The 20,241-nt window shown below is 64.3% G+C and carries 19 protein-coding genes; 16 read left to right on the top strand and 3 right to left on the bottom strand.

From position 1 onward, the window contains the following. The 11 genes from QA645_RS25540 to QA645_RS25490 all read left to right on the top strand — a co-directional run bounded on the left by QA645_RS25540 (position 1) and on the right by QA645_RS25490 (position 10,409). Positions 1-1,314 (top strand): ABC transporter substrate-binding protein, encoded by a 1,314-nt coding sequence (locus tag QA645_RS25540; RefSeq protein WP_254130834.1) that lies wholly within the window; start codon positions 1-3, stop codon positions 1,312-1,314. A 67-nt stretch (positions 1,315-1,381) separates the two neighbouring features. Continuing rightward, positions 1,382-2,329 (top strand): sugar ABC transporter permease, encoded by a 948-nt coding sequence (locus QA645_RS25535; RefSeq protein ID WP_283044364.1) that lies wholly within the window; start codon positions 1,382-1,384, stop codon positions 2,327-2,329. 2 nt (positions 2,330-2,331) lie between these two features. After that, a complete protein-coding gene (locus QA645_RS25530) occupies positions 2,332-3,207 on the top strand; it encodes a carbohydrate ABC transporter permease (RefSeq protein ID WP_254130836.1) in 876 nt (291 codons plus the stop codon). A gap of 73 nt (positions 3,208-3,280) precedes the next feature. Further along, complete coding sequence (denD, locus tag QA645_RS25525) at positions 3,281-4,267, top strand: D-erythronate dehydrogenase (RefSeq protein WP_254130837.1); 987 nt, start codon at positions 3,281-3,283, stop codon at positions 4,265-4,267. A 30-nt stretch (positions 4,268-4,297) separates the two neighbouring features. Beyond that, complete coding sequence (locus QA645_RS25520; RefSeq protein WP_254193250.1) at positions 4,298-5,278, top strand: sugar kinase; 981 nt, start codon at positions 4,298-4,300, stop codon at positions 5,276-5,278. A gap of 18 nt (positions 5,279-5,296) precedes the next feature. After that, on the top strand, positions 5,297-5,947 hold the full coding sequence (gene eda / locus QA645_RS25515) for a bifunctional 4-hydroxy-2-oxoglutarate aldolase/2-dehydro-3-deoxy-phosphogluconate aldolase (RefSeq protein ID WP_254130839.1): 651 nt from the start codon (positions 5,297-5,299) through the stop codon (positions 5,945-5,947). A 77-nt stretch (positions 5,948-6,024) separates the two neighbouring features. Then, the gene (locus QA645_RS25510; RefSeq protein WP_283044363.1) at positions 6,025-7,194 is read left to right on the top strand and encodes an acetyl-CoA acetyltransferase; all 1,170 of its coding nucleotides are present in this window, start codon (positions 6,025-6,027) and stop codon (positions 7,192-7,194) included. A gap of 125 nt (positions 7,195-7,319) precedes the next feature. Next, a complete protein-coding gene (locus QA645_RS25505) occupies positions 7,320-7,526 on the top strand; it encodes a hypothetical protein (protein WP_254130841.1) in 207 nt (68 codons plus the stop codon). Between the two features lie 181 nt (positions 7,527-7,707). After that, positions 7,708-8,907: a CoA transferase gene (locus tag QA645_RS25500; protein WP_283044362.1), complete on the top strand. Its 1,200-nt coding sequence runs from the start codon at positions 7,708-7,710 to the stop codon at positions 8,905-8,907. Between the two features lie 9 nt (positions 8,908-8,916). Then, on the top strand, positions 8,917-10,053 hold the full coding sequence (locus tag QA645_RS25495) for a thiolase family protein (RefSeq protein ID WP_283044361.1): 1,137 nt from the start codon (positions 8,917-8,919) through the stop codon (positions 10,051-10,053). Continuing rightward, complete coding sequence (locus tag QA645_RS25490; RefSeq protein ID WP_283044360.1) at positions 10,050-10,409, top strand: OB-fold domain-containing protein; 360 nt, start codon at positions 10,050-10,052, stop codon at positions 10,407-10,409. The genes QA645_RS25495 and QA645_RS25490 overlap by 4 nt, the downstream gene beginning before the upstream one ends. A gap of 470 nt (positions 10,410-10,879) precedes the next feature. Here QA645_RS25490 and QA645_RS25485 read toward each other — a convergent pair whose 3' ends face one another. After that, positions 10,880-11,638, bottom strand: a complete 759-nt coding sequence (locus QA645_RS25485) for a FadR/GntR family transcriptional regulator (protein WP_283044359.1) — start codon at positions 11,636-11,638, stop codon at positions 10,880-10,882. Positions 11,639-11,766: 128 nt separating this feature from the next. On the opposite strand from QA645_RS25485, the gene QA645_RS25480 reads away from it, so the two are divergent. From QA645_RS25480 to QA645_RS25460, 5 genes are all read left to right on the top strand, one after another. Beyond that, complete coding sequence (locus QA645_RS25480; RefSeq protein WP_283044358.1) at positions 11,767-13,158, top strand: aspartate aminotransferase family protein; 1,392 nt, start codon at positions 11,767-11,769, stop codon at positions 13,156-13,158. A 19-nt stretch (positions 13,159-13,177) separates the two neighbouring features. Then, positions 13,178-14,782 carry an ABC transporter substrate-binding protein gene (locus QA645_RS25475; protein ID WP_283044356.1) on the top strand — a complete coding sequence of 535 codons (1,605 nt, stop codon included), beginning with the start codon at positions 13,178-13,180 and terminating at the stop codon, positions 14,780-14,782. A 13-nt stretch (positions 14,783-14,795) separates the two neighbouring features. Next, entirely contained in the window at positions 14,796-17,024 is a 2,229-nt protein-coding gene (locus QA645_RS25470; RefSeq protein ID WP_283044355.1) for a N,N-dimethylformamidase beta subunit family domain-containing protein, read from the top strand. Between the two features lie 70 nt (positions 17,025-17,094). After that, positions 17,095-17,622: a carboxymuconolactone decarboxylase family protein gene (locus QA645_RS25465; RefSeq protein ID WP_283044354.1), complete on the top strand. Its 528-nt coding sequence runs from the start codon at positions 17,095-17,097 to the stop codon at positions 17,620-17,622. A 28-nt stretch (positions 17,623-17,650) separates the two neighbouring features. Beyond that, positions 17,651-17,953, top strand: a complete 303-nt coding sequence (locus QA645_RS25460) for a nucleoside triphosphate pyrophosphohydrolase family protein (protein WP_254130850.1) — start codon at positions 17,651-17,653, stop codon at positions 17,951-17,953. An 8-nt stretch (positions 17,954-17,961) separates the two neighbouring features. Here QA645_RS25460 and glsA read toward each other — a convergent pair whose 3' ends face one another. Continuing rightward, positions 17,962-19,809: a glutaminase A gene (gene glsA / locus QA645_RS25455; protein ID WP_283044353.1), complete on the bottom strand. Its 1,848-nt coding sequence runs from the start codon at positions 19,807-19,809 to the stop codon at positions 17,962-17,964. Positions 19,810-19,958: 149 nt separating this feature from the next. Then, a complete protein-coding gene (locus tag QA645_RS25450) occupies positions 19,959-20,180 on the bottom strand; it encodes an acetyl-CoA carboxylase biotin carboxyl carrier protein subunit (RefSeq protein ID WP_254135382.1) in 222 nt (73 codons plus the stop codon). Positions 20,181-20,241: the final 61 nt, after the last annotated feature.

Here is a 20,241-nt window from a genome sequence, read left to right as displayed (position 1 = left end):
ATGAGCCATTTCGACAGGCGTAGTGTGCTTAAAGCCAGCCTGGGCGGCGCAGCTTTGCTCGCTGGCCCAGGGATCGTCCCGGTGCGTGCTGCGGAGTGGACCAACACGCCGGAGCCGAACGCCTCCATTCGCGTGCTGCGCTGGAAGCAGTTCATCCAGGCCGAGTTCGACAAGTTCGCCGAGCAGACCAAGAAGTTCTCCGAAAAGACCGGCATCAAGGTCAAGCTCGAGGCCGAGAGCTGGGAAGACATCCGCCCGAAGGCCGCGGTCGCCGCCAATGTCGGCGCCGGTCCGGATCTCATCGTCGGCACGCTCGACGATCCCTTCAAATTCCCCGAGAAGCTGATCGACGTGACCGACGTCGCCGACTATCTCGGCAAGCAATATGGCGGCTGGTATCCGGTGGCCGAGCGCTACGGCAAGAAGGGCAACAACTGGATCGCCATCCCGCAGGGCGCGACCGGCGGGTGCCTCAACTACCGCATCAGCCACGTGAAGGCCGCGGGCTTCGAGGAATTCCCCAAGGACACCGACGGCTTCCTCAAGCTGTGCCAGGCGCTGAAGAAGAACAACACGCCGGCCGGCTTCGCGCTCGGCCACGCCACGGGCGACGCCAACGGCTGGTGCCAGTGGGCGCTGTGGGCGTTCGGCGGCAAGGTCGTCAACGACAAGAACGAGGTCGTGATCGACTCGCCGGAGACGATCGCCGCGATCGAATACGTCAAGCAGCTCTATGCGACGTTCATTCCGGGCGTGCTGTCGTGGAACGACTCGAACAACAACAAGGCGTTCCTGAACGGCGAGCTCAGCCTCACCCTGAACGGCATCTCGATCTGGACCGTCGGCAAGAACTCGACCGATCCGAAGCAGCAGGAGATCGCCAAGGATATGAACCACGCGCCGATGCCGATCGGCCCCGTGGGCGTGTCGACCGAGCAGCAGAACGTCCTGGTCTACTACGGCTACAAGCACTCGAAGTATCCGAAGGCGGTCAAGGAGTTCATCAAGTTCATGATGGACAAGGAGAACTACGACGCGTGGGAGGTGGCCTCCAACGGCTACGTCTCGCCGCCGCTCCCGGCCTATAACGACAACCCGGTCTGGACCTCCGATCCCAAGATCACGCCGTATCGCGACTGCCTGAAGCGCTGCCGCGACAACGGCTATGCCGGCGATCTCGGCTACGCCTCGGCTGCCGTCATGGGCGACTTCGTGGTGGTGGACATGTTCGCGGAAGCCGCATCCGGCTCGGCCACGCCGCAGGAAGCAGCCAAGCGCGCTGCCGAGCGTGCCAAGCGCTACTACCAGGTCTGATCAGCCACAGGCGGCGGCGTCCGGTTTGCTGGGCGCCGCCGTTGTCGTTCTTTGAGGGGAGTCCGACATGGCCGTTATCGCCGAGCCCGCCGCTGCGGAGGTCAAGCGCAGCAGCTTGTGGAGCAGGGCGTTCGAAAGCCGGCATTTTCTCGGCGCCATGTTCATGGTGCCGGCGATCGCGATCCTGATCCTGTTTCTGGCTTATCCGCTCGCGCTCGGATTCTGGCTCGGCATGACCGACACCAAGATCGGCGGCGTCGGTCGTTACATCGGCTTCCAGAACTTCGTCTCGCTGTCCAAGGACAGCGTGTTCTGGCTGTCGGTGTTCAACACCATTTTCTACACGGTGTTCGCGAGCATCGTGAAATTCGCGGTCGGACTTTACCTGGCCCTGCTGCTCAACGAGCGGCTGCCGTTCAAGTCGATGGTCCGCGCCATCGTGCTGTTGCCCTTCGTGGTGCCGACCGTGCTGTCGGCGATCGCGTTCTGGTGGATCTATGACAGCCAGTTCTCGATCATCTCCTGGCTGCTGATCAAGGCGGGCCTGTTGACCCACTACATCGACTTCCTCGGCGATCCCTGGAATGCGCGCTGGTCGGTGGTGCTCGCCAACATCTGGCGCGGCGTCCCCTTCGTGGCCATCACGCTGCTGGCGGGATTGCAGACGATCTCGCCGTCGCTTTACGAGGCCGCCAATCTCGATGGCGCTACCAACCTGCAGCGCTTCCGCCACATCACGCTGCCGATGCTGTCGCCGATCATCGCGGTGGTGATGACGTTCTCGGTGCTGATGACGTTCACCGACTTCCAGCTGATCTACACCATCACGCGCGGCGGCCCGATCAACGCGACCCATCTGATGGCGACGCTGTCGTTCCAGCGCGCCATCACCGGCGGCAATCTCGGCGAGGGCGCGGCGATCTCGAACGCGATGATCCCGTTCCTGGTCGCGGCAATCCTGTTGAGCTTCTTCGGGCTTCAGCGCTCCCGCTGGCAGCAGGGCGGGAGGGACTGACCATGACCACCGTGGACGACCAAAGCGTCGGAATGGACTATCTGGAAAGTTTTCCGCGGAAGTTCCTCCGCGTCTACCTTCCGCTCGGCCTCATCATCGTCTTCCTGCTGTTCCCGTTCTACTGGATGGCGGTGACGACGTTCAAGCCGGACGCGGAGATGTACGACTATGAGAAGTACAATCCGTTCCTGATTGCGCATCCGACGCTCGAGCACATCAAGAAGCTGTTCTTCGACACGGACTATCCGTTGTGGATGTGGAACACCGTCATCGTCTCGGTGTCCTCGACCTTCATCTCGTTGTTCGCCAGCGTCTGCGCGGCCTATGCGATCGAGCGCCTCCGCTACAAGGGCTCGCGCTATGTCGGCCTTGCGATCTTCCTCGGCTATCTCGTCCCGCCCTCGATCCTGTTCATTCCGCTGGCGGCGATCGTGTTCCAGCTCGGCCTGTTTGACGGCAATCTGGCGCTGATCCTGACCTATCCGACCTTCCTGATCCCGTTCTGCACCTGGCTGCTGATGGGCTATTTCCGCACCATCCCGTACGAGCTCGAGGAATGCGCGCTGATCGACGGGGCGACCCGGCTGCAGATCCTGACCAAGATCACGCTGCCGCTGTCGCTGCCGGGGGTGATCTCGGCGGGCATCTTCGCCTTCACGTTGTCCTGGAACGAGTTCATCTACGCGCTGACCTTCATCTCCTCGTCGGAAAACAAGACGATTCCGGTCGGCGCCATCACCGAGCTCGTGAATGGCGACGTCTACCATTGGGGCGCCCTGATGGCGGCGGCCCTGACCGGCTCGGTCCCCGTAGTTATCCTTTATTCCTTCTTCGTAGAGTACTATGTGTCGGCGATGACCGGCGCCGTGAAGGAATGATCGCGGGGCCTGCCTGGGAACGCGTCTGTAGATCAAGGGCGGCGCGTTCCGGCCAATAAGAAGGAGTAGGCTCTTGCACATTCTGGTTCTGGGTGCTGCCGGCATGGTCGGCCGCAAATTGTGTGAACGTCTCTTGCGCGACGGCCGGCTCGGCAAGAGCGACATCACCAAGCTGACCATGCACGACGTGGTCGAGCCCAAGAAGCCGGAGAAGGCCGGTTTCCCCGTCGAGACCGTCTCGGGCGATTTCGCCGTGCCAGGCGCCGCGGAGAAGCTGATCGCCGGCCGCCCCGACGTGATCTTCCATCTCGCCGCGATCGTCTCGGGCGAGGCCGAGCTCGATTTCGACAAGGGCTACCGCATCAATCTCGACGGCACGCGGATGCTGCTTGACGCTGTCAGGCTCGTCGGTGGCGGCTACAAGCCCCGCGTCGTGTTCACGTCCTCGATCGCGGTGTTCGGCGCGCCGTTCCCGGATGCGATCGGCGACGAGTTCTTCCACACGCCGCTGCTCAGCTACGGCACCCAGAAGGCGATCGGCGAGCTGCTGCTGGCAGATTATTCGCGCCGCGGCTTCCTCGACGGCATCGGCATTCGCCTGCCGACCATCTGCATCCGTCCCGGCCTGCCCAACAAAGCGGCATCGGGCTTCTTCTCCAACATCCTGCGCGAACCGCTCGCCGGCAAGGAAGCGGTTCTCCCGGTCTCCGAGGACGTCCGCCACTGGCACGCCACGCCGCGCTCGGCCGTCGGCTTCCTGCTTCATGCCGGCACCATGGACCTCGCCAAGGTCGGTCCGCGTCGCAACCTGACAATGCCGGGCTTCTCGGCCACGGTCGGCGAGCAGATCGCCGCGCTCAGGCGGGTCGCGGGCGACAAGGTCGCCGCGCGCATCAAGCATGAGCTCGATCCGTTCATCGTCGGCATCGTCGGCGGCTGGCCGCGCAATTTCGAGGCGAAGCGGGCGCGCGAGCTCGGCTTCACCACCGAAGAGAAGTCCTTCGACGATATCATCCGCATCCACATCGACGACGAACTCGGCGGCAATTTCGTCGCCTGATCGTTGGAGATGAACAGCGTGGACATGACGATGGCGAGCGTTGCTTGCATCGGTGAATGCATGGTCGAGCTCCGGCAGGCCCAAGGTGGACAGTCCACCGGCCAGTCTGCCGGGCAGGGCGGTGGCCTGTTCTCGCGCGGCTTCGGCGGCGACACCCTCAACACGGCGGTCTATCTGGCGCGGCTCGAGATCAAGGTCGACTATCTCACCGCGCTCGGCGACGACGGCATGAGCGAGGAGATGATCACGGCCTGGAATGCCGAGGGCGTCGGCACGCGGCGCGTGGTGCGGCTGCCGGGCAAGCTGCCCGGCCTCTACATGATCCAGCTCGATGCCAACGGCGAGCGCCAGTTCTTTCACTGGCGCGACAGTGCGGCGGCGCGGCAGCTGATGAGCCTGCCGGAGACCGACGAACTGCTCAACTCGCTGATGAGCTACGACATCGTCTATCTCTCGGCGATCACGCTCTCGATCTACGACGCCGCCGGACGCGACCGCCTGTTCGCGGCGATCAAGCGCGCCCGGCTGCTCGGCACCCGCTTCGTGTTCGACACGAATTTTCGCGCACGCGGCTGGCCCGACCGCGACGTCGCGCGCGAGGTGTTTGCCGCGGCGTTTGCCGCCGCCGACATCGTGCTGACCTCGACCGAGGATCTGCTCGCGCTCTATCCCGGCGAAAGCCGTGAACAGCTGATGGCGCGTATCCCGACGCCCGAGCTGGTGTTCCGCCTGGCCGAGCCCGTCAGCATGCTGCGCTTTCCCGGGGCGACCTATGAGGTCCACGCCGAACCAATGACCAAGCCGGTCGTTGACACCACGGCGGCCGGGGACAGCTTTGCCGCGGCCTATATCGCGGCCCGGCTCGGCGGTTCCGATCCGGTCGAGGCCGCCCAGGCCGGCCATCGCCTCGCCAGCCTCGTGATCTGCTATCCCGGCGCCATCATTCCGGGCTATGCCATGCCGCCGAAGAAGCGGCACCGGCCGGCGACCACGCGTCAAGCGACCAAGTAAAACGAAAAGATCCCAGAGATGCCCACGACCGCCCAACAGAACCACCTCGTCGCGCTGTTCAAGGCCGCGACCGTCATTCCCGTCCTGACCATCGACCGCATTCAGGATGCCGTGCCGTTGGCGCAAGCCCTCGTGGCCGGCGGCGTTCGCACGCTGGAGGTGACCCTGCGCACCCCCATCGCGATCGAGGCGGCGCGGGCGATCATGTCCGAAGTCCCCGACGCGGTCGTCGGCATCGGCACCATTCTCAATCCGGCCGACTTCACCCGTGTGGAGAAGATCGGCGTCGCCTTTGGCATCAGCCCGGGCCTGACCCCCGATCTCCTCAAGGCCGCCGCGCACAGCTCCTTGCCGTTTGCGCCCGGCATCGCCACGGCGTCCGAGCTGATGATGGCGCTGTCGCATGGATTCGACGTCGCAAAATTCTTTCCGGCGGAGCAGGCCGGCGGCATCAAGGGGCTGCGCTCGCTCGGTGGGCCGTTCCCGAACGTTCGGTTCTGCCCGACCGGCGGGGTCGGTGAGGCCAACGCGGCGACGTGGCTCGCCGAGCCCAATGTCGTTGCGGTCGGCGGTTCCTGGCTGTGCCCGACAGCCGAGATCAAGGCCGGGAACTGGGCCGGCATAACTGCCATCTGCCAGCGCACCCTCCAGGCCCTTAAACCTGCGTGAAGTCTTGCCATCCCTGGGCTAAGACTTAGGTCAGGATAAGACTTGGGTCAGCAAGAGACCGCCAGGGAGAAAAGACCATGACCGCCAGCATCGTCGGATGGGCGCATACGCCGTTCGGCAAGTTCGACACCGAAACCGTCGAAAGCCTCGTCACCCGCGTCGCCAACGAGGCGATGGCCGATGCCGGCATTTCGGCCTCCGATGTCGACGAGATCGTGCTCGGCCATTTCAACGCCGGCTTCTCGGCGCAGGATTTTACCGCCTCACTGGTGCTTCAGGCCGACCCGAAGCTGCGTTTCAAGCCGGCGACCCGCGTCGAGAACGCCTGCGCCACTGGCTCTGCCGCAGTGCACCAGGGCCTGCGCGCGATTGCCGCGGGCGTGGCCAAGATCGTGCTGGTTGTCGGCGTCGAGCAGATGACCCGCACCCCGGGTCCGGAGATCGGCAAGAACCTGCTCAAGGCGTCCTATCTGCCCGAGGACGGCGACACCGTCGGCGGCTTCGCCGGCGTGTTCGGCAAGATCGCCAGCTCCTATTTCCAGAAATACGGCGACCAGTCCGATGCGCTGGCGCTGATCGCGGCCAAGAACCACAAGAACGGCGTCGCCAATCCCTTCGCCCAGATGCGCAAGGACTTTGGCTTCGACTTCTGCCGCGCCGAGAGCGAGAAGAATCCGTATGTCGCCGGCCCCCTGAAGCGCACCGACTGCTCGCTGGTCTCCGACGGCGCGGCCGCGCTGGTGCTGGCCGATGCCGAGACTGCCAAGGGCATGGGCAAGTCGATCGGCTTCCGCGCCACCGCGCACGCCCAGGACTTCTTGCCGATGTCCAAGCGCGACATCCTCCAGTTCGAAGGCTGCACGGTCGCCTGGCAGCGGGCGCTGGAGCAGGCCGGCGTGACGCTCAACGATCTCTCCTTCGTCGAGACCCATGACTGCTTCACCGTCGCCGAGCTGATCGAGTACGAAGCAATGGGCCTGACGCCGAAGGGGCAGGGCGCCCGCGCCATCAAGGAAGGCTGGACCCTCAAGGACGGCAAGCTGCCGGTCAATCCGTCCGGTGGCCTCAAGGCCAAGGGCCATCCGATCGGCGCCACCGGCGTCTCCATGCACGTGATGACCGCGATGCAGCTCGCAGGCCAGGCGCCCGAGGGCATGCAGCTCAAGAACGCAAAACTCGGCGGCATCTTCAACATGGGCGGCGCCGCCGTCGCCAACTACGTCTCGGTCCTCGAACCTCTGAAGTAGCCAGTCCCGTAGGGTGGGCAATGGCGCGCAAGCCCCTTGCCCACCATTTCCTTGCGTTAGATCATGGTGGGCACGTTGCGCTTTGCCCACCCTACGGCTCCTGATTGATTTGAGAGAAAGCTATCATGAGCAATGCCTACGAAGATTCACTCTCTATTGAAGCCCTCAACGATCGCATCGCGATCCTCGAAGACAATATCCGCCAGCTGATCGAGCAGGCTGCGGCCGCCTCGGGCGAGCAGAACGAGTCGCGCATCGCCGACCGTATCAACCAGCAGAACGACGAGCTCGATCGCCTCATGAAAATCCGCGAATCCCGCCAGAAGAAATAGGGGTCGCACCGCGCATGCGGCCATACCCCGGCCGCCCTTGCGCGCGCTGCATCACTGCCTTTAGCTGGACCGAAATCGCGGGGCCGCGCCTGTAGCGTTTTCGAGCGAAGTGGATGCCGGTTCGCATAAAGAAAACGCGTCAAAACAGGAATCCATAGCCTGCGCAATCGGGAGCGAACGAATGGGGCCGCTGAAGGGCATCAAGGTCGTCGACATGACCACCGTGCTGATGGGGCCTTATGCGACCCAGATGCTCGGCGATTACGGTGCCGACGTGATCAAGGTGGAATCGCTCGACGGCGACGTCACCCGCCTGATCGGCCCGATGCGGCATACCGGCATGGGCCCGGTGTTTCTCAACACCAACCGCAGCAAGCGATCGATCTGCCTCGACCTGAAGAAGCCTGCGGGACGCGAGGCCGTGCTGCGGCTGCTGAAGGATGCCGACGTTCTCGTCTACAACGTCCGCCCGCAGGCGATGGCGCGGCTTCAGCTTGGTTATGATGTCGTCTCCGCGATCAACCCGCGCCTCGTCTATGCCGGCGTGTTCGGCTTCGGTCAGGACGGGCCCTATGCCGCAAAACCCGCCTATGACGATCTGATCCAGGGCGCCACCGCGCTCCCCGCCCTGATGGCGCAGACCGGCGACGGCGTGCCGCGCTACGTGCCGAACGCGCTGGTCGACCGCATCGTCGGCCTCACCGCCGTCGGCGCGATCTGCGCCAGCCTCGTGCATCGCGACCGCACCGGCCGCGGCCAGCGCGTCGACATCCCGATGTTCGAGACCATGGCCGGCTTCGTCATGGGCGATCACATGGGCGGGCTCACTTACGAGCCGCCGCTCGACAAGGGCGGCTATGCCCGCCACCTCTCGCGCGACCGCAGGCCCTACAAGACCTCCGACGGCTATCTCAGCGTCATCGTCTACAACGACAAGCAGTGGGAGAACTTCTTCAAGGCGACGGGGCGCGACGACCTGCGCGCCGATCCCAAATTCGCAACCTTCGCCGGCCGTGCCGCCAATATCGACGTCGTCTATGCCGAGCTCGCGCGCATCTTCGAGACGCGCACCACGGCCGAGTGGATCGAGCTGCTGACCAGGGCCGACGTGCCCGTGATGCCGATGCACGACCTCGCGTCGATCCTGCACGACCAGCATCTGGAGGCGACGGGCTTCTTCCCGGTCGTCAACCATCCGACCGAAGGCCCGATCCGCAGCATGAAGGTCACGGCCACCTGGTCGGAGACCGAGGCCGAGCCTGTCAGGCTCGCCCCACGCCTCAACGAGCATGGTGCGGAGATCCTGCGCGAGATCGGTTACTCCGCCGACGACATCGCCGCCATGGTTCGCGATGGCGTCACGCGCTCGGTGCCGGAGTAGGAGGGCATCATGAGCTTCATCACCGGCGTCGGCCTCACGCCCTACGGCAAGCACGAAGGTTCGTCCTCGCTCGACCTGATGAGCAAGGCTGCTTCAGCCGCGCTCGACGATGCCGGGCTGAAGCGGGCGGAGATCGATGGCATCCTCTGCGGTTACTCAACGGTGTCGCCGCACATCATGCTGGCGACGGTGTTCGCTGAACATTTTGGTATCCGGCCGTCCTATGCGCACGCCGTGCAGGTCGGCGGCGCCACCGGACTTGCGATGACGATGCTCGCCCATCATCTCGTTGACGCCGGCGTCTGCCGCAACGTGCTCGTCGTCGCCGGCGAGAACCGCCTGACCGGGCAGAGCCGTGATGCCTCGATCCAGGCGCTGGCGCAGGTCGGTCATCCCGACTACGAGGTGCCGCTGGGCCCGACCATTCCCGCCTATTACGGTCTGGTCGCCACCCGCTATATGCACGAATACGGCGTCACCGAACAGGACCTCGCCGAATTCGCCGTGCTGATGCGCGCGCATGCCTGCGCGCATCCCGGCGCTCAATTCCACGATCCCATCACGGTCGCCGACGTCATGGCCTCGAAGCCGGTGGCGATGCCGCTCAAGCTGCTCGACTGCTGCCCGGTGTCTGACGGCGGCGCAGCCTTCGTCATCAGCCGCGAGCGGACCGGCGAGGCGGGCGTGCGCATCCGCGGTTGCGCCCAGGCGCATACCCATCAGCACGTCACCGCTGCGCCCGGCTTGAGCGAGCTCGGCGCCGAAATCTCCATCGCGCGCGCCAGGGAGGCCACCGGCCTTGCGATCTCCGACGTGCGTTACGCCGCGATCTACGACAGTTTTACCATCACGCTCGCGATGCTGCTGGAAGACCTCGGCCTGGCCGGCCGCGGCGAGGCGGCGGCACGCGTGCGCTCAGGCCATTTTGGCCGTGACGGCGCGATGCCGCTCAACACCCATGGCGGCCTCCTGAGTTACGGCCATTGCGGTGTCGGCGGCGCCATGGCGCATCTGGTCGAGGCGCATCTGCAGATGACGGGACGGGCGGCGAATCGCCAGGTTCGCGATGCCTCGATTGCGCTGCTGCACGGCGACGGCGGCGTGCTGTCGTCCCATGTCAGCATGTTTCTGGAGCAGGTGCGATGAGCGAGCGAATCGCGGACTGGACCAAGGGCGAAGAGGCCATCACCTTTCAGACCTGCAGCGCATGCGGCCATGTGCAATATTTCCACCGCGCCTTTTGCGCGGCCTGCGGTGCGTCAGACCTGCACGAAGCGCGTGCCGGCGGCAAGGGCAGGGTCTACGCGACCTCGCTGGTCTGCCGCGCCGCGACGCCCGAGACGCGGGCGCACGTGCCCTACAACATCCTGCTGGTCGATTGCGCCGAGGGATTTCGCATGATGGCCCATGGCGAGAATGATCTTGCCATTGGCGACGAGGTGATCGCCGGCTTCAAGCCGTTTGCGGGTAAGCTCGTGCCGTTCTTTGCGAAGAAGGCGTAGTGGGCTTCGTCATTCGGGGGCGGTCCAAGGGACCGAGCCTGGAACGGGTATTCTGGGCCTGGCCTGTGCGAGGGCCACCCCGGAATGACGAAAACTGGAAAACGCGAACGCAACGCCCGTCAAAAGCTAACTCAACGCCCGTAGAATAATATGCTGGCGATGACGAGCATCGCCATCACCGCCAGCATATGCGCGAGCGCTTCCGAGGCCGCCCCCTTGGTGGCTTCCTTCATGCAGTTTTCTCCCTAGACTTGGGCGTGACTCATCGTTGCGCTACTCGCGCACCCGACGGCCAATTATTTTACTCGGAACACCCCACTTCGAGTACTCACCGCAATCAAGTCCCCACGCGGCGAATATCGACTGTGCCAAGGTCGATCAGCAATGCGGCGGCATTTTGACTCGATGATGTTGCTCCTGCGGTCTCGCTGCGCAGAGTTTGAGGAACCTTTCCTCGACCGCGACAAGTCTCATCGAATTTTCTTGGAAGAGTTCCCGGACGATTTCGGTGTGGCCATCGATTTGGCCTTCGAAGCCACCATCAGCGCATCCCTGATATTGTTGAGGTGACGTGTCATCGCCTGGCTCGCCTTGCGAGCGCTCCTCGCTTGAACGGCTTCGAAGATGGCTTCGTGATCCCTGAGCCACATGGGACGATAATCCTCCATCTGCATGTGGTTGTGAATCTCCTGCCAGATGCCGGACTCGGTTTGCGCACGCCACAAGGAGTCGCTGATCGACACCAGTGCTCCGTTTCCCGTCGCCTCGGCCAGCACCATGTGGAAGCGGTGGTCCGACGTGTCGGCCTCGCGTCCCTGCGCGTGTTCCCAGCGCATCATGGCGAGTGCTTCGGCAAGCTGCACGAAGGTGGCCTCCGAGGCGCGCTGCGCCGCGATCGCCGCGATCTGCGGCTCGATGAGCTGACGCGCTTCCAGATTCTCGAACGGCCCAAAGCCTTCGAGCACATGCACATCAGGCGCCTCCTGACGACTGATGACATAGACGCCGCTATTGCTGCGGACCTTCAGCATCCCGGCCATCGCCAGCGACAGGATGGCCTCGCGCACCGTCGGGCGCGACACGCCAAAAGTCTTCGCGAGATCGCGCTCGGCCGGCAGGCGCTGGCCGATGCGGTAACTCGTCTGGATCATTGCAGCAATGCGCCGCGCGACGATCTCGAAGCTGCGTTCAGGTTTGGTTGGAGGGTCGTGCAACATCTTCGTGCTCATCAGCTGTTTTTTTGAGTTTGACAAGCTGCCGCGCGAAAGCCAAGCTGGTCAGACCAATTTGGCCTGACCAATTTGGGTCGAACCGACGCCGGATCTGCATCACCGGCGGGAAGACGGAGCAACCGCGCGTGTCCGACCGAAGACTGAATTCAGCCGAGGCGCGCGACATCGCGTTCCATCTGCACTCGCAGACCAATCCTCTGCATCATGCAGAAATCGGACCGCTGATCATGACGCGCGGCGAGGGCGTCCATGTCTATGACGCAAGCGGCAAGCGTTATCTGGAAGCGATGGCCGGGCTCTGGTGCACCTCGCTCGGCTTTTCCGAGGCGCGGCTGAAGGCGGCCGCAGCCGCGGCCTACGACAAGTTTGGATTCTATCACAGCTTCAATCACAAGACGCCCGACAACACGATCGACCTCGCCGAGAAGCTGGTCGAGATCTCGCCGATCCCGGATGCGCAGGCCTATTTCGCCACGTCGGGCTCGGAAGCCACCGAGACGATGGTGAAGCTCGCCTGGGTCTATCACGCGGTCCATGGCAAGCCGGGGAAGCGCAAGATCATCGCTCGCGACCGCGGGTTCCATGGTTCGACGATCGTCGCGGCCTCGATGTGCGGTCTGCCCCGCATGCACCGCGAATTCGGCCTCCCGCTCGACGGCTTCCTGCATACACATTGCCCGGATGCCTATCGCGGCACGAGGCCTGGCGAGAGCGAGGCGGCGTTCGTCGCTCGCCTTGCGGCCGATCTCGAAGCGCTGATCATGGCCGAGGGACCCGATACGATCGCTGGCTTCATCGCCGAGCCGATCAACGCCGGCGGCGGCATCGTCGTGCCGCCGAGAGGATATTTCGCTGCGATCGAGGCGGTGCTGCGCCGTCACGACATCCTGGTGCTCGGCGACGAGGTGGTCTGCGGCTTCGGCCGCACCGGTAACTGGTTCGGCTGTGAGACGGTCGGCATGAAGCCGGACATGGTGGCGCTCGCCAAAGGCATCACCTCGTCCTACTTCCCGATGTCAGCCGTGCTGCTCGGACGTCCGATCCGGGATGCGCTTGCCGAAATGAACAAGGGGGGCGAGCTGTTCGGCCACGGCTTCACCAATTCCGGACATCCGGTCGGCGCGGCCATCGCGCTCGAGACGCTGAAGATCTATCACGAGATGGACGTCGTGCCGCATGTCCGCCGCATGGGCGGCAGGCTCCGTGCCGGGCTGGAGCAGATCGCGCGGGATTCGCGCATCGTCGGCCAGGTTCGCGGCGAAGGCTTGATGATCGGGGTCGAGCTGGTCGCTGATCCCGCGATGCGGCGGGCGTTCGATCCGGCGTTGAAGGTCGGCGCGATGTTCGATGCGCTTGCGATCGAGAATGGCCTGATCATCCGCGCAATGGGCGATACGATCGGGTTCTGTCCGCCGCTCATCATCGACGAAGCCGGGGTCGACGAAGCGCTCGACCTGTTCGCGCGGACCTTGTCCGGCGCCGAAGCCAAGCTTGCCGAGAACCGTCCATCTTCGTAATCCGTTGAGGAGACAAAACATGCGTCGTCGAGACCTGCTCCGATCCACACTGGGCGCCGGTCTCGGCGTCGCCCTGGGTTCGACCCTTCCGATGCCGCGGCTGGCCCGCGCGCAGGGCTCGCGCGTGCTGCGCTTCGTGCCGCAGGCCGATGCGGCCATTCTCGATCCGATGATCACCACCGGCCTGGTCAACCGGAATCATGGCTTCCTGATCTGGGATACCCTCTACGGCGTCGACGAGAAATTCCAGGTTCAGCCGCAGATGGTCGCCGGCCACACCGTCGAGAACGACGGCAAGCTCTGGACGATGACCTTGCGCGACGGCTTGAAATTCCACGACGGCGAGCCGGTGCGCGGGCGCGACGTGGTGGCGAGCCTGAAGCGCTGGGCCTCGCGCGATGCGTTCGGCAATTCGCTCTTCAATCTGGTCGATGAGGTCTCTGCGCCTGATGACAAGACCGTGCGCTGGCGGCTCAAGTCGCCGTTTCCGCTGCTGCCGGAGGCGCTCGGCAAGGTCGGTGCCATCATTGCCTTCATCATGCCGGAGCGTCTGGCGCAGACCGACAGCGTCACGCCGGTCAAGGAGCTGATCGGCTCCGGTCCGTTCAAATTCCAGGCCGATCAGCACGTGCCCGGCGCGCGTCTCGTTTACTCGCGTTTCGACGGCTATGTGCCGCGTCCCGAGGGGACGCCGAGCCTCCTTGCAGGTCCGAAGGTCGCTTATTTCGACCGGGTCGAGTGGCAGGTCATCCCGGATCCCGCGACGGCCGCGGCCGCGCTTCAGCAGGGCGAGATCGACTGGTGGGATCAGCCCATCGTCGACTTGTTGCCGAAGCTGAAGGCGAACAAGGCGCTGAATGTCGAACTGCTCGATCCCATCGGCAATGTCGGCGTGCTGCGCTTCAACCATACGCAGCCGCCCTTCGACAACCCGGCCATCCGCCGCGCCGTGCTCTCCGCCATCAGCCAGAAGGAGTTCATGTCCGCGGTTGCGGGAGACGATACCAGCCTCTGGCGCGACAAGGTCGGCTTCTTCGCGCCCGGTGGCGCCATGGCAAACGATGCCGGCATGGACGCGCTGAATGGTCCGCGGGACATCGCCGCCGCCGCCAAGGCGATCAAGGATGCCGGCTACAAGGGTGAGAAAGTCCTGTTGATGGCGCCGGGCGATTTCCCCGTCATCGGACAGATGAGCGAGGTCGCCGCCGATCTGTTCCGCAAGCTCGGCTTCAATCTCGATTACGCCATGATGGACTGGGGCTCGATGCTGCGCCGCATGGGCAACCGCGAGACGCCGGACAAGGGCGGATACAGCGCCTTCTGCACCTATTCCGCCGGCGTCACGCAACTGAATCCGTCGGCCCACAACTTCATCCGCGGCAGCGGTGACAAGGCGACCTTCGGCTGGGCCAGGAGCGAGAAGCTGGAGCAACTCCGGGATTCCTGGTTCGCAGCGCCCGATGCCGCCGCGCAGGCCAAGATCGGCATCGAGATGCAGAAGCAGTGCTTTGTCGATGTTCCCTATGTGCCGCTTGGTGTCTTCTATCAGCCGACCGCGTACAAGAAGAGCCTCACCGGCATGCTCAAGGGCCTGCCGTTGTTCTGGAACGTGCGCGGCGCCTGAAGAAGGATTTTCGATGCTTCCGATCACCGGCTATGCGGACCGCTGGAGCGTGCGCCCCGGCGACGACATCAAGTTCATGATCGCGGTCAAAGGCGGCGGGCGCTATTTGGCGCGGATCGCACAAATCATCTGCGGCGACCCGAACCCCAGGGGGCCCGGCTATCGCGAGATTCCGGTGAAGTGGGATCTCGAAGGCCAGCACGACGGGATCGAGCAGACCATCGCCAAGGGCTCATGGGTCGATGTATCCGCGCTGACTTTGCCGGCAGGTCCGGTCGCCTTCGCTGCGACCGTCTGGCCGACCTTGCTCGCCGCGGGCAAGCAGGCCGTGCTGAATTTTGCGGGCGCCGGCGGCTCGCTGACGCTCGGCGTCGGTGAAAGGGGGGCTTTCGCCCGGCATGTGACCGGTGAGGGCACCGTCGAGGTCGAGACCGATATCGCGCTCACCGAGCGTGCCTGGCACGATATCGCCTGCCTGTTCGATCCCGCGACCGGATCGCTGGCGATCGCGCAGGCGCCACGCCAGATCAGGCTCGACCACGACGAGCGCGCGACGAAAACGCTGAGCGCGCCAAAGGCCGCGTTGGCCGGCACGGGCGCGGCGGCAATCGCCGCGGAGCGCGGAAGCCGGAGCGCAGTCCATCACTTCAATGGCAAGATCGAGCGGCCGCGCATCACCGACGGCAGCACCGGTCTTGACGGCGTCATCGCCGCGCAAGCCTCCGGCGCGGCGCCCCCGGCCATCGCCGAATGGGATTTTTCGATCGGCATTCCGACCGACACGGCGACAGATATCGGCGCAGCCAAGGCGCACGGCACCTGCGTCAATTTGCCGACGCGCGCGATGACGGGCTCGCGCTGGACTGGCGGAGTGACGCATCGCTGGACGGAAGAGCCAAAACTCTGGGGCGCGATCCATTTCCACGATGATGATATCGGCGATTCCGGCTGGCAGCCGTCGCTGAGCTTCACCGTGCCGGAGGACTGGACGAGCGGCGTCTATGCGCTGCACCTCGAAAAGGACGGCGCGCGCGACAACATCGTCTTCTATGTCCGCGCCAAAATACCGGGATCGCAGGCCAAGGTGGCGTTCCTCGCGCCGACCTTCAGTTACACCGTCTACAGCCAGTATCAGAAGAAGGGCAGGCAGGCTCTGATCACGGAGCGCTCGCTGGCCTGGGGCGCGCTGGCACAGGCGCCGGATGGTCATCCGGAATACGGCGTCTCGCCCTACAATTTCCATTCGGACGGCAGCGGCGTGGTGATGTCGACCATGCGCCGGCCGCTGATCGACAAGCGCGTCAACCAGATCCACCTGGTCGATCCCAGCGATGACGGTTCCGGCCTCTACTGGATCGCCGCCGACAGCGCCATCACCGATCTCTTGACCTGCAAGGGCATCGACTTCGAAGTCATCACCGATCACGACGTCCATGCCGAAGGCGTCGATCTGCTGTCGAAATATTCGGTCGTCCTGACCGGGCAGCATCCGGAATATCATACGCACGAGACGCTCGATGCGCTCGGTGGCTATGTCGGCAATGGCGGCCGCTTCATGTATCTCGGCGGCAACGGCTTCTACTGGAAAGTGGTGCCGCACGCGACAGGCACCTGGGCTTTCGAGCTGCGGCGCGCCGAGGGCGGCATCCGACTCTGGGAAACGCTGCCCGGCGAGAGCTATCATGCGTTCGATGGGTCCTATGGTGGCCTCTGGCGGCGGCTTGGCCGGCCGCCGCAGGCGCTGGTCGGCGTCGGCTTCAGCACGCAAGGGGAATACAAGGGTTTCCCCTACACCTTCCTCGACGGCATTCTCGATCCCCGCGTCGCGTTCATGCGCGAGGGGATCGAGGATCTGGCGAGCCCCGGTGCCAGGCTTGGCGAGCGCGGCTTCATGGGCGGAGGCGCGGCCGGTCACGAGCTTGACCGCGCGGACACGCGCCTCGGCACGCCGCATCATGCGATCATTATCGGCCGCGCTGTGCTTGATGATCCGACCTATCAGCCCGTCAACGAAGAGCGCTACGACCATACCTGGCCGGCGTCGCGCGAGGACATCATTCGCTCCGACCTGACCTTTTTCGAAACGCCGAATGGCGGCGCGGTCTTTTCGGTCGGCTCGATGAATTTCATCGGCGCATTGCCGGTCGACGGCTACGCCAACGTGGCGGCCCTGCTGGTGACCAACATCGTCAGGCGCTTTGCCGATCCGACGGCATTTCCGGAGCCGAAGTCCTCCGCATGATGTTGCTCTTGCGTCGGGGCAAGAATAGTCTTGGGTCGTCCAAAAAACGATAACAAGACCCAAGGTGATCATGGCCCGCATCGACTACAGCGACCCGTCCAAGGCGTCCGACCGCACCCGCGAAATCCTCGACAAGAACCGCAATGCCAACATCTTCCGCATGATGTCGCATTCGCCGAGCTATTTTGAACAGTATTGCCGCCTCGGCGGCGCGATCCGCCACAAGGGCGAGCTCGATCCCATTGTGCGCGAGCTCGCGATCACGCGCACCGGCATTCTGTGCGAGGCGCCCTACGAGATCGTCGCGCACAAGCGCATCGGCAAGAACGTCGGCGTCACCGACGCGCAGAACGAGGCGTTGGAGAACTGGCAGGCTGCGACCTGTTTCGACGAGACGCAGCGCGCCGCGCTCGCCTTCACCGACGAGATCGTGAAGCTGAAGAAGCCGACGGATGCGACCTTCAAGGTGATTGCCGCAAAGCTGACGCCGGCAGCGCTCGTCGAGCTGCAGCTCTCGGTCGGCTTCTACATCATGACGTCGAAGTTCCTGGAGACGTTCGAGATCGATCTCCAGCCCGTCACCGAGGTGGTGGGCTGATCCACAGCGAGGCTTGCGAGGGATGGTCATGACGATCGATGAATATGCGGCCTGGGCTGCGACCGTTGCGAAAGTCGATGAGCATCCCTCGAACGAACGGCTGTCCTATCTCGGGCTCGGCCTCGCCGGTGAATCCGGCGAGGTCGCCGAGCACATCAAGAAGCTGCTGCGCGACGACTGGCTCGACAAGGCGGGGCTGATCGAAGAGCTCGGCGATGTCATCTACTACTGGGCCTGCCTGTGCGCCGCGACCGGCCAGCAGCCGTCCGAATTGCTGAAGGCCAGCGCGGCCAAGATCAAGCGACGTATCAGCGAGGCGGCAAGCCGATAGGCGATCGCTTACGTCGACGTCAGAATATCGACCTTGGTGTTGGCGACGATCAGGCGATCGGCCAGGAGCTGCGCCAGGTTACGCATGATGCGCTCGGAGGCGCGCGGGTGCTGCCGGCGAAAACGCTCGAAATCCCTGAGCGACACTTCGAAGGCGGTCGCCGCCATGTCCGCGAACACGTCGGCGGAGCGGGCGGTCTCGATCAGTGCCATCTCGCCGAAGGCCATGCCGGCGGTCAGCGTCGCAAGCCTGACGCCATCGGGCAGGGTGACATGCACGGCGCCGCTGCGCAGGAAGAACAGGGCGTCGGCAGGATCGCCTGCGGTGATGATCTTTGCACCGGAGTGATAGGTCTTGATCGTGCAGATCGAGGCGAGGTCCGTCAGCTCCTCGGCGCTGAGGCCGTCGAGCAGCGGCTGTTCGGACAGCTCGGTGGTCTCGTGGAAATCGATCGAACCGCCATAGCGGTAGACGATCTGGTCTTCGGCCCATTCGATCGCGGTATCGAGCAGGTAGAAATCGCGAACGTTCTTCAGCTCCGCGGTCCATTCCCGCAAGCTGTCCCATTCCTTGGAGGCGCGACGGACGCCGGAAATCACCACGGTGACGTTCAGCGCGGCGAGCTGCTCGAAGGCTTCGGCCACAAGGCGCGCGCCGGCCCGCGTGGTGGAGGTGACGCGGTGAAGATCGAAGATCACGAACTGCGGCCGCGGTCGATCGGCCAGCCGGCGCGAGACATAATCGACCGCCGAGAGCGACAGCGTGCCGACCAGCTCGATGACCCGCACGGCCTCTTCATGCGCGGCGAGGATGTCGCGCTCCTGCTGGCGGCGGACGCGGCGTGACGGGCTCTTGCCGATATCGTAGTCCGCGATGACGGCGTTGCGGGCGTCATCGCTGCGGTTGAGCATGTGCAAATCGTAGTGCGAGGACAGCGCCTCGCAGACCTTGATGCCGCGCACGCTGTTGCCGTGCTTGTCGAGCCTTGGCGAGTAGCTGCCAAGGCCGAGGCGGGCGGGGAGCGCGGCCAGGATGCCGCCGCCGACGCCGCTCTTGGCGGGGATGCCGATCCGGTAGATCCACTCGCCGGCGTAATCGTACATGCCTGACGAGGTCATCACCGACAACGTCCGCGAGATCGCGTACGGCGTCAGCACTTGATCGCCGGTGACCGGATTGACGCCGCGATTGGCGAGCGTCGCCGCCATGATCGCGATGTCGCGCGCGGTGACCAGCACCGCGCATTGGCGGAAATAGACGTCGAGCACGCCGGCGACGTTGTCCGAGATCACCGCATTGGTCTTGAGCAGATAGCCGATGGCGCGGTTGCGGTCGCCGGTCTGACTTTCGGACGTGTAGACCGCCTCATCAACTGCGAGGTCGCGCCCCGCAAAGCGGCTGAGGGCGAGCCGGATCTGCTCGAAAGCATCAGCGCCCTTGCTCGCATGGATCAGTCCGGTGCAGGCGATCGCGCCGGCATTGACCATCGGGTTGAACGGATGATTCTCCGCATTGAGCCGGATCGAGTTGAAGGGATCGCCCGAGGGCTCGACGCCGATCGCGCTTTCGACCTTGCCCGCACCCAGAAGATCCAGCGCCAGCGCGAACACGAACGGCTTTGACATCGACTGGATGGTGAAGGGCACCCTGGAGTCGCCCACTTCGTAGACATGGCCGTCGAGCGTGGCGAGGCTGATGCCGAAATAGGCAGGGTCGGCCTTGCTCAGCTCGGGAATATAATCCGCAACTGCGCCAGAGGTCTCCGCGGAGAACTCATTCAGGCATGTGTCGAGAAACCGCAGCAGCGGCGGCTTCGAGCGGGTCCAGGCGGCGGCGGGCGGCGGTTGCGCTATCATCGCCACCCTTGTGCAACGCAATCCTGACATGCGCAACCCGTTCGGCTTGCCAAGGCTTCACCGTAACGCCCGAACGCAAGACGCCGCGCACGATCGTCATATGATCTGTTTCAGATTGTCGCGGATGAGAAGCCGCCGGCGGCGCGTGCTCAGCTCGCGACGATAGCGATCGCTTGGCCTTCGGCGACAAGGTCATCGATCTTCACGAGCAGTGATTTGAGCGTGCCGGCCGCAGGCGAGGACACCGGGATCTCCATCTTCATGGCCTCGACGATCACAACGTCTTCGCCATCCGCGACGGTTCCTCCAACTTGCACGGGCGTTGCGCAGATACGTCCCGCAACTTCAGTGACGATCTTTATTTCTGGCATGCCATCGCCTTTTTGTTGTCGTCGCAAAATGCCTGAGGTAGCGTCTTTCACAAGTGGAATT

It is taken from the genome of Bradyrhizobium sp. CIAT3101 (assembly GCF_029714945.1).
Classification (GTDB): Bacteria; Pseudomonadota; Alphaproteobacteria; order Rhizobiales; family Xanthobacteraceae; genus Bradyrhizobium.
The sequence above is the reverse complement of the archived record's forward strand: the minus strand, read 5'-3'. Positions and strand labels throughout refer to the sequence as shown.

Excerpts from the sequence above, each read along its gene's own strand:
- QA645_RS25540 (WP_254130834.1), top strand. The coding sequence starts at position 1 with ATGAGCCATTTCGACAGGCGTAGTGTGCTTAAAGCCAGCCTGGGCGGC.
- QA645_RS25535 (WP_283044364.1), top strand. The coding sequence starts at position 1,382 with ATGGCCGTTATCGCCGAGCCCGCCGCTGCGGAGGTCAAGCGCAGCAGC.
- QA645_RS25530 (WP_254130836.1), top strand. The coding sequence starts at position 2,332 with ATGACCACCGTGGACGACCAAAGCGTCGGAATGGACTATCTGGAAAGT.
- QA645_RS25520 (WP_254193250.1), top strand. The coding sequence starts at position 4,298 with ATGGCGAGCGTTGCTTGCATCGGTGAATGCATGGTCGAGCTCCGGCAG.
- eda (WP_254130839.1), top strand. The coding sequence starts at position 5,297 with ATGCCCACGACCGCCCAACAGAACCACCTCGTCGCGCTGTTCAAGGCC.
- QA645_RS25510 (WP_283044363.1), top strand. The coding sequence starts at position 6,025 with ATGACCGCCAGCATCGTCGGATGGGCGCATACGCCGTTCGGCAAGTTC.
- QA645_RS25505 (WP_254130841.1), top strand. The coding sequence starts at position 7,320 with ATGAGCAATGCCTACGAAGATTCACTCTCTATTGAAGCCCTCAACGAT.
- QA645_RS25500 (WP_283044362.1), top strand. The coding sequence starts at position 7,708 with ATGGGGCCGCTGAAGGGCATCAAGGTCGTCGACATGACCACCGTGCTG.
- QA645_RS25495 (WP_283044361.1), top strand. The coding sequence starts at position 8,917 with ATGAGCTTCATCACCGGCGTCGGCCTCACGCCCTACGGCAAGCACGAA.
- QA645_RS25490 (WP_283044360.1), top strand. The coding sequence starts at position 10,050 with ATGAGCGAGCGAATCGCGGACTGGACCAAGGGCGAAGAGGCCATCACC.
- QA645_RS25485 (WP_283044359.1), bottom strand. The coding sequence starts at position 11,638 with ATGAGCACGAAGATGTTGCACGACCCTCCAACCAAACCTGAACGCAGC.
- QA645_RS25475 (WP_283044356.1), top strand. The coding sequence starts at position 13,178 with ATGCGTCGTCGAGACCTGCTCCGATCCACACTGGGCGCCGGTCTCGGC.
- QA645_RS25470 (WP_283044355.1), top strand. The coding sequence starts at position 14,796 with ATGCTTCCGATCACCGGCTATGCGGACCGCTGGAGCGTGCGCCCCGGC.
- QA645_RS25465 (WP_283044354.1), top strand. The coding sequence starts at position 17,095 with ATGGCCCGCATCGACTACAGCGACCCGTCCAAGGCGTCCGACCGCACC.
- QA645_RS25460 (WP_254130850.1), top strand. The coding sequence starts at position 17,651 with ATGACGATCGATGAATATGCGGCCTGGGCTGCGACCGTTGCGAAAGTC.
- glsA (WP_283044353.1), bottom strand. The coding sequence starts at position 19,809 with ATGATAGCGCAACCGCCGCCCGCCGCCGCCTGGACCCGCTCGAAGCCG.
- QA645_RS25450 (WP_254135382.1), bottom strand. The coding sequence starts at position 20,180 with ATGCCAGAAATAAAGATCGTCACTGAAGTTGCGGGACGTATCTGCGCA.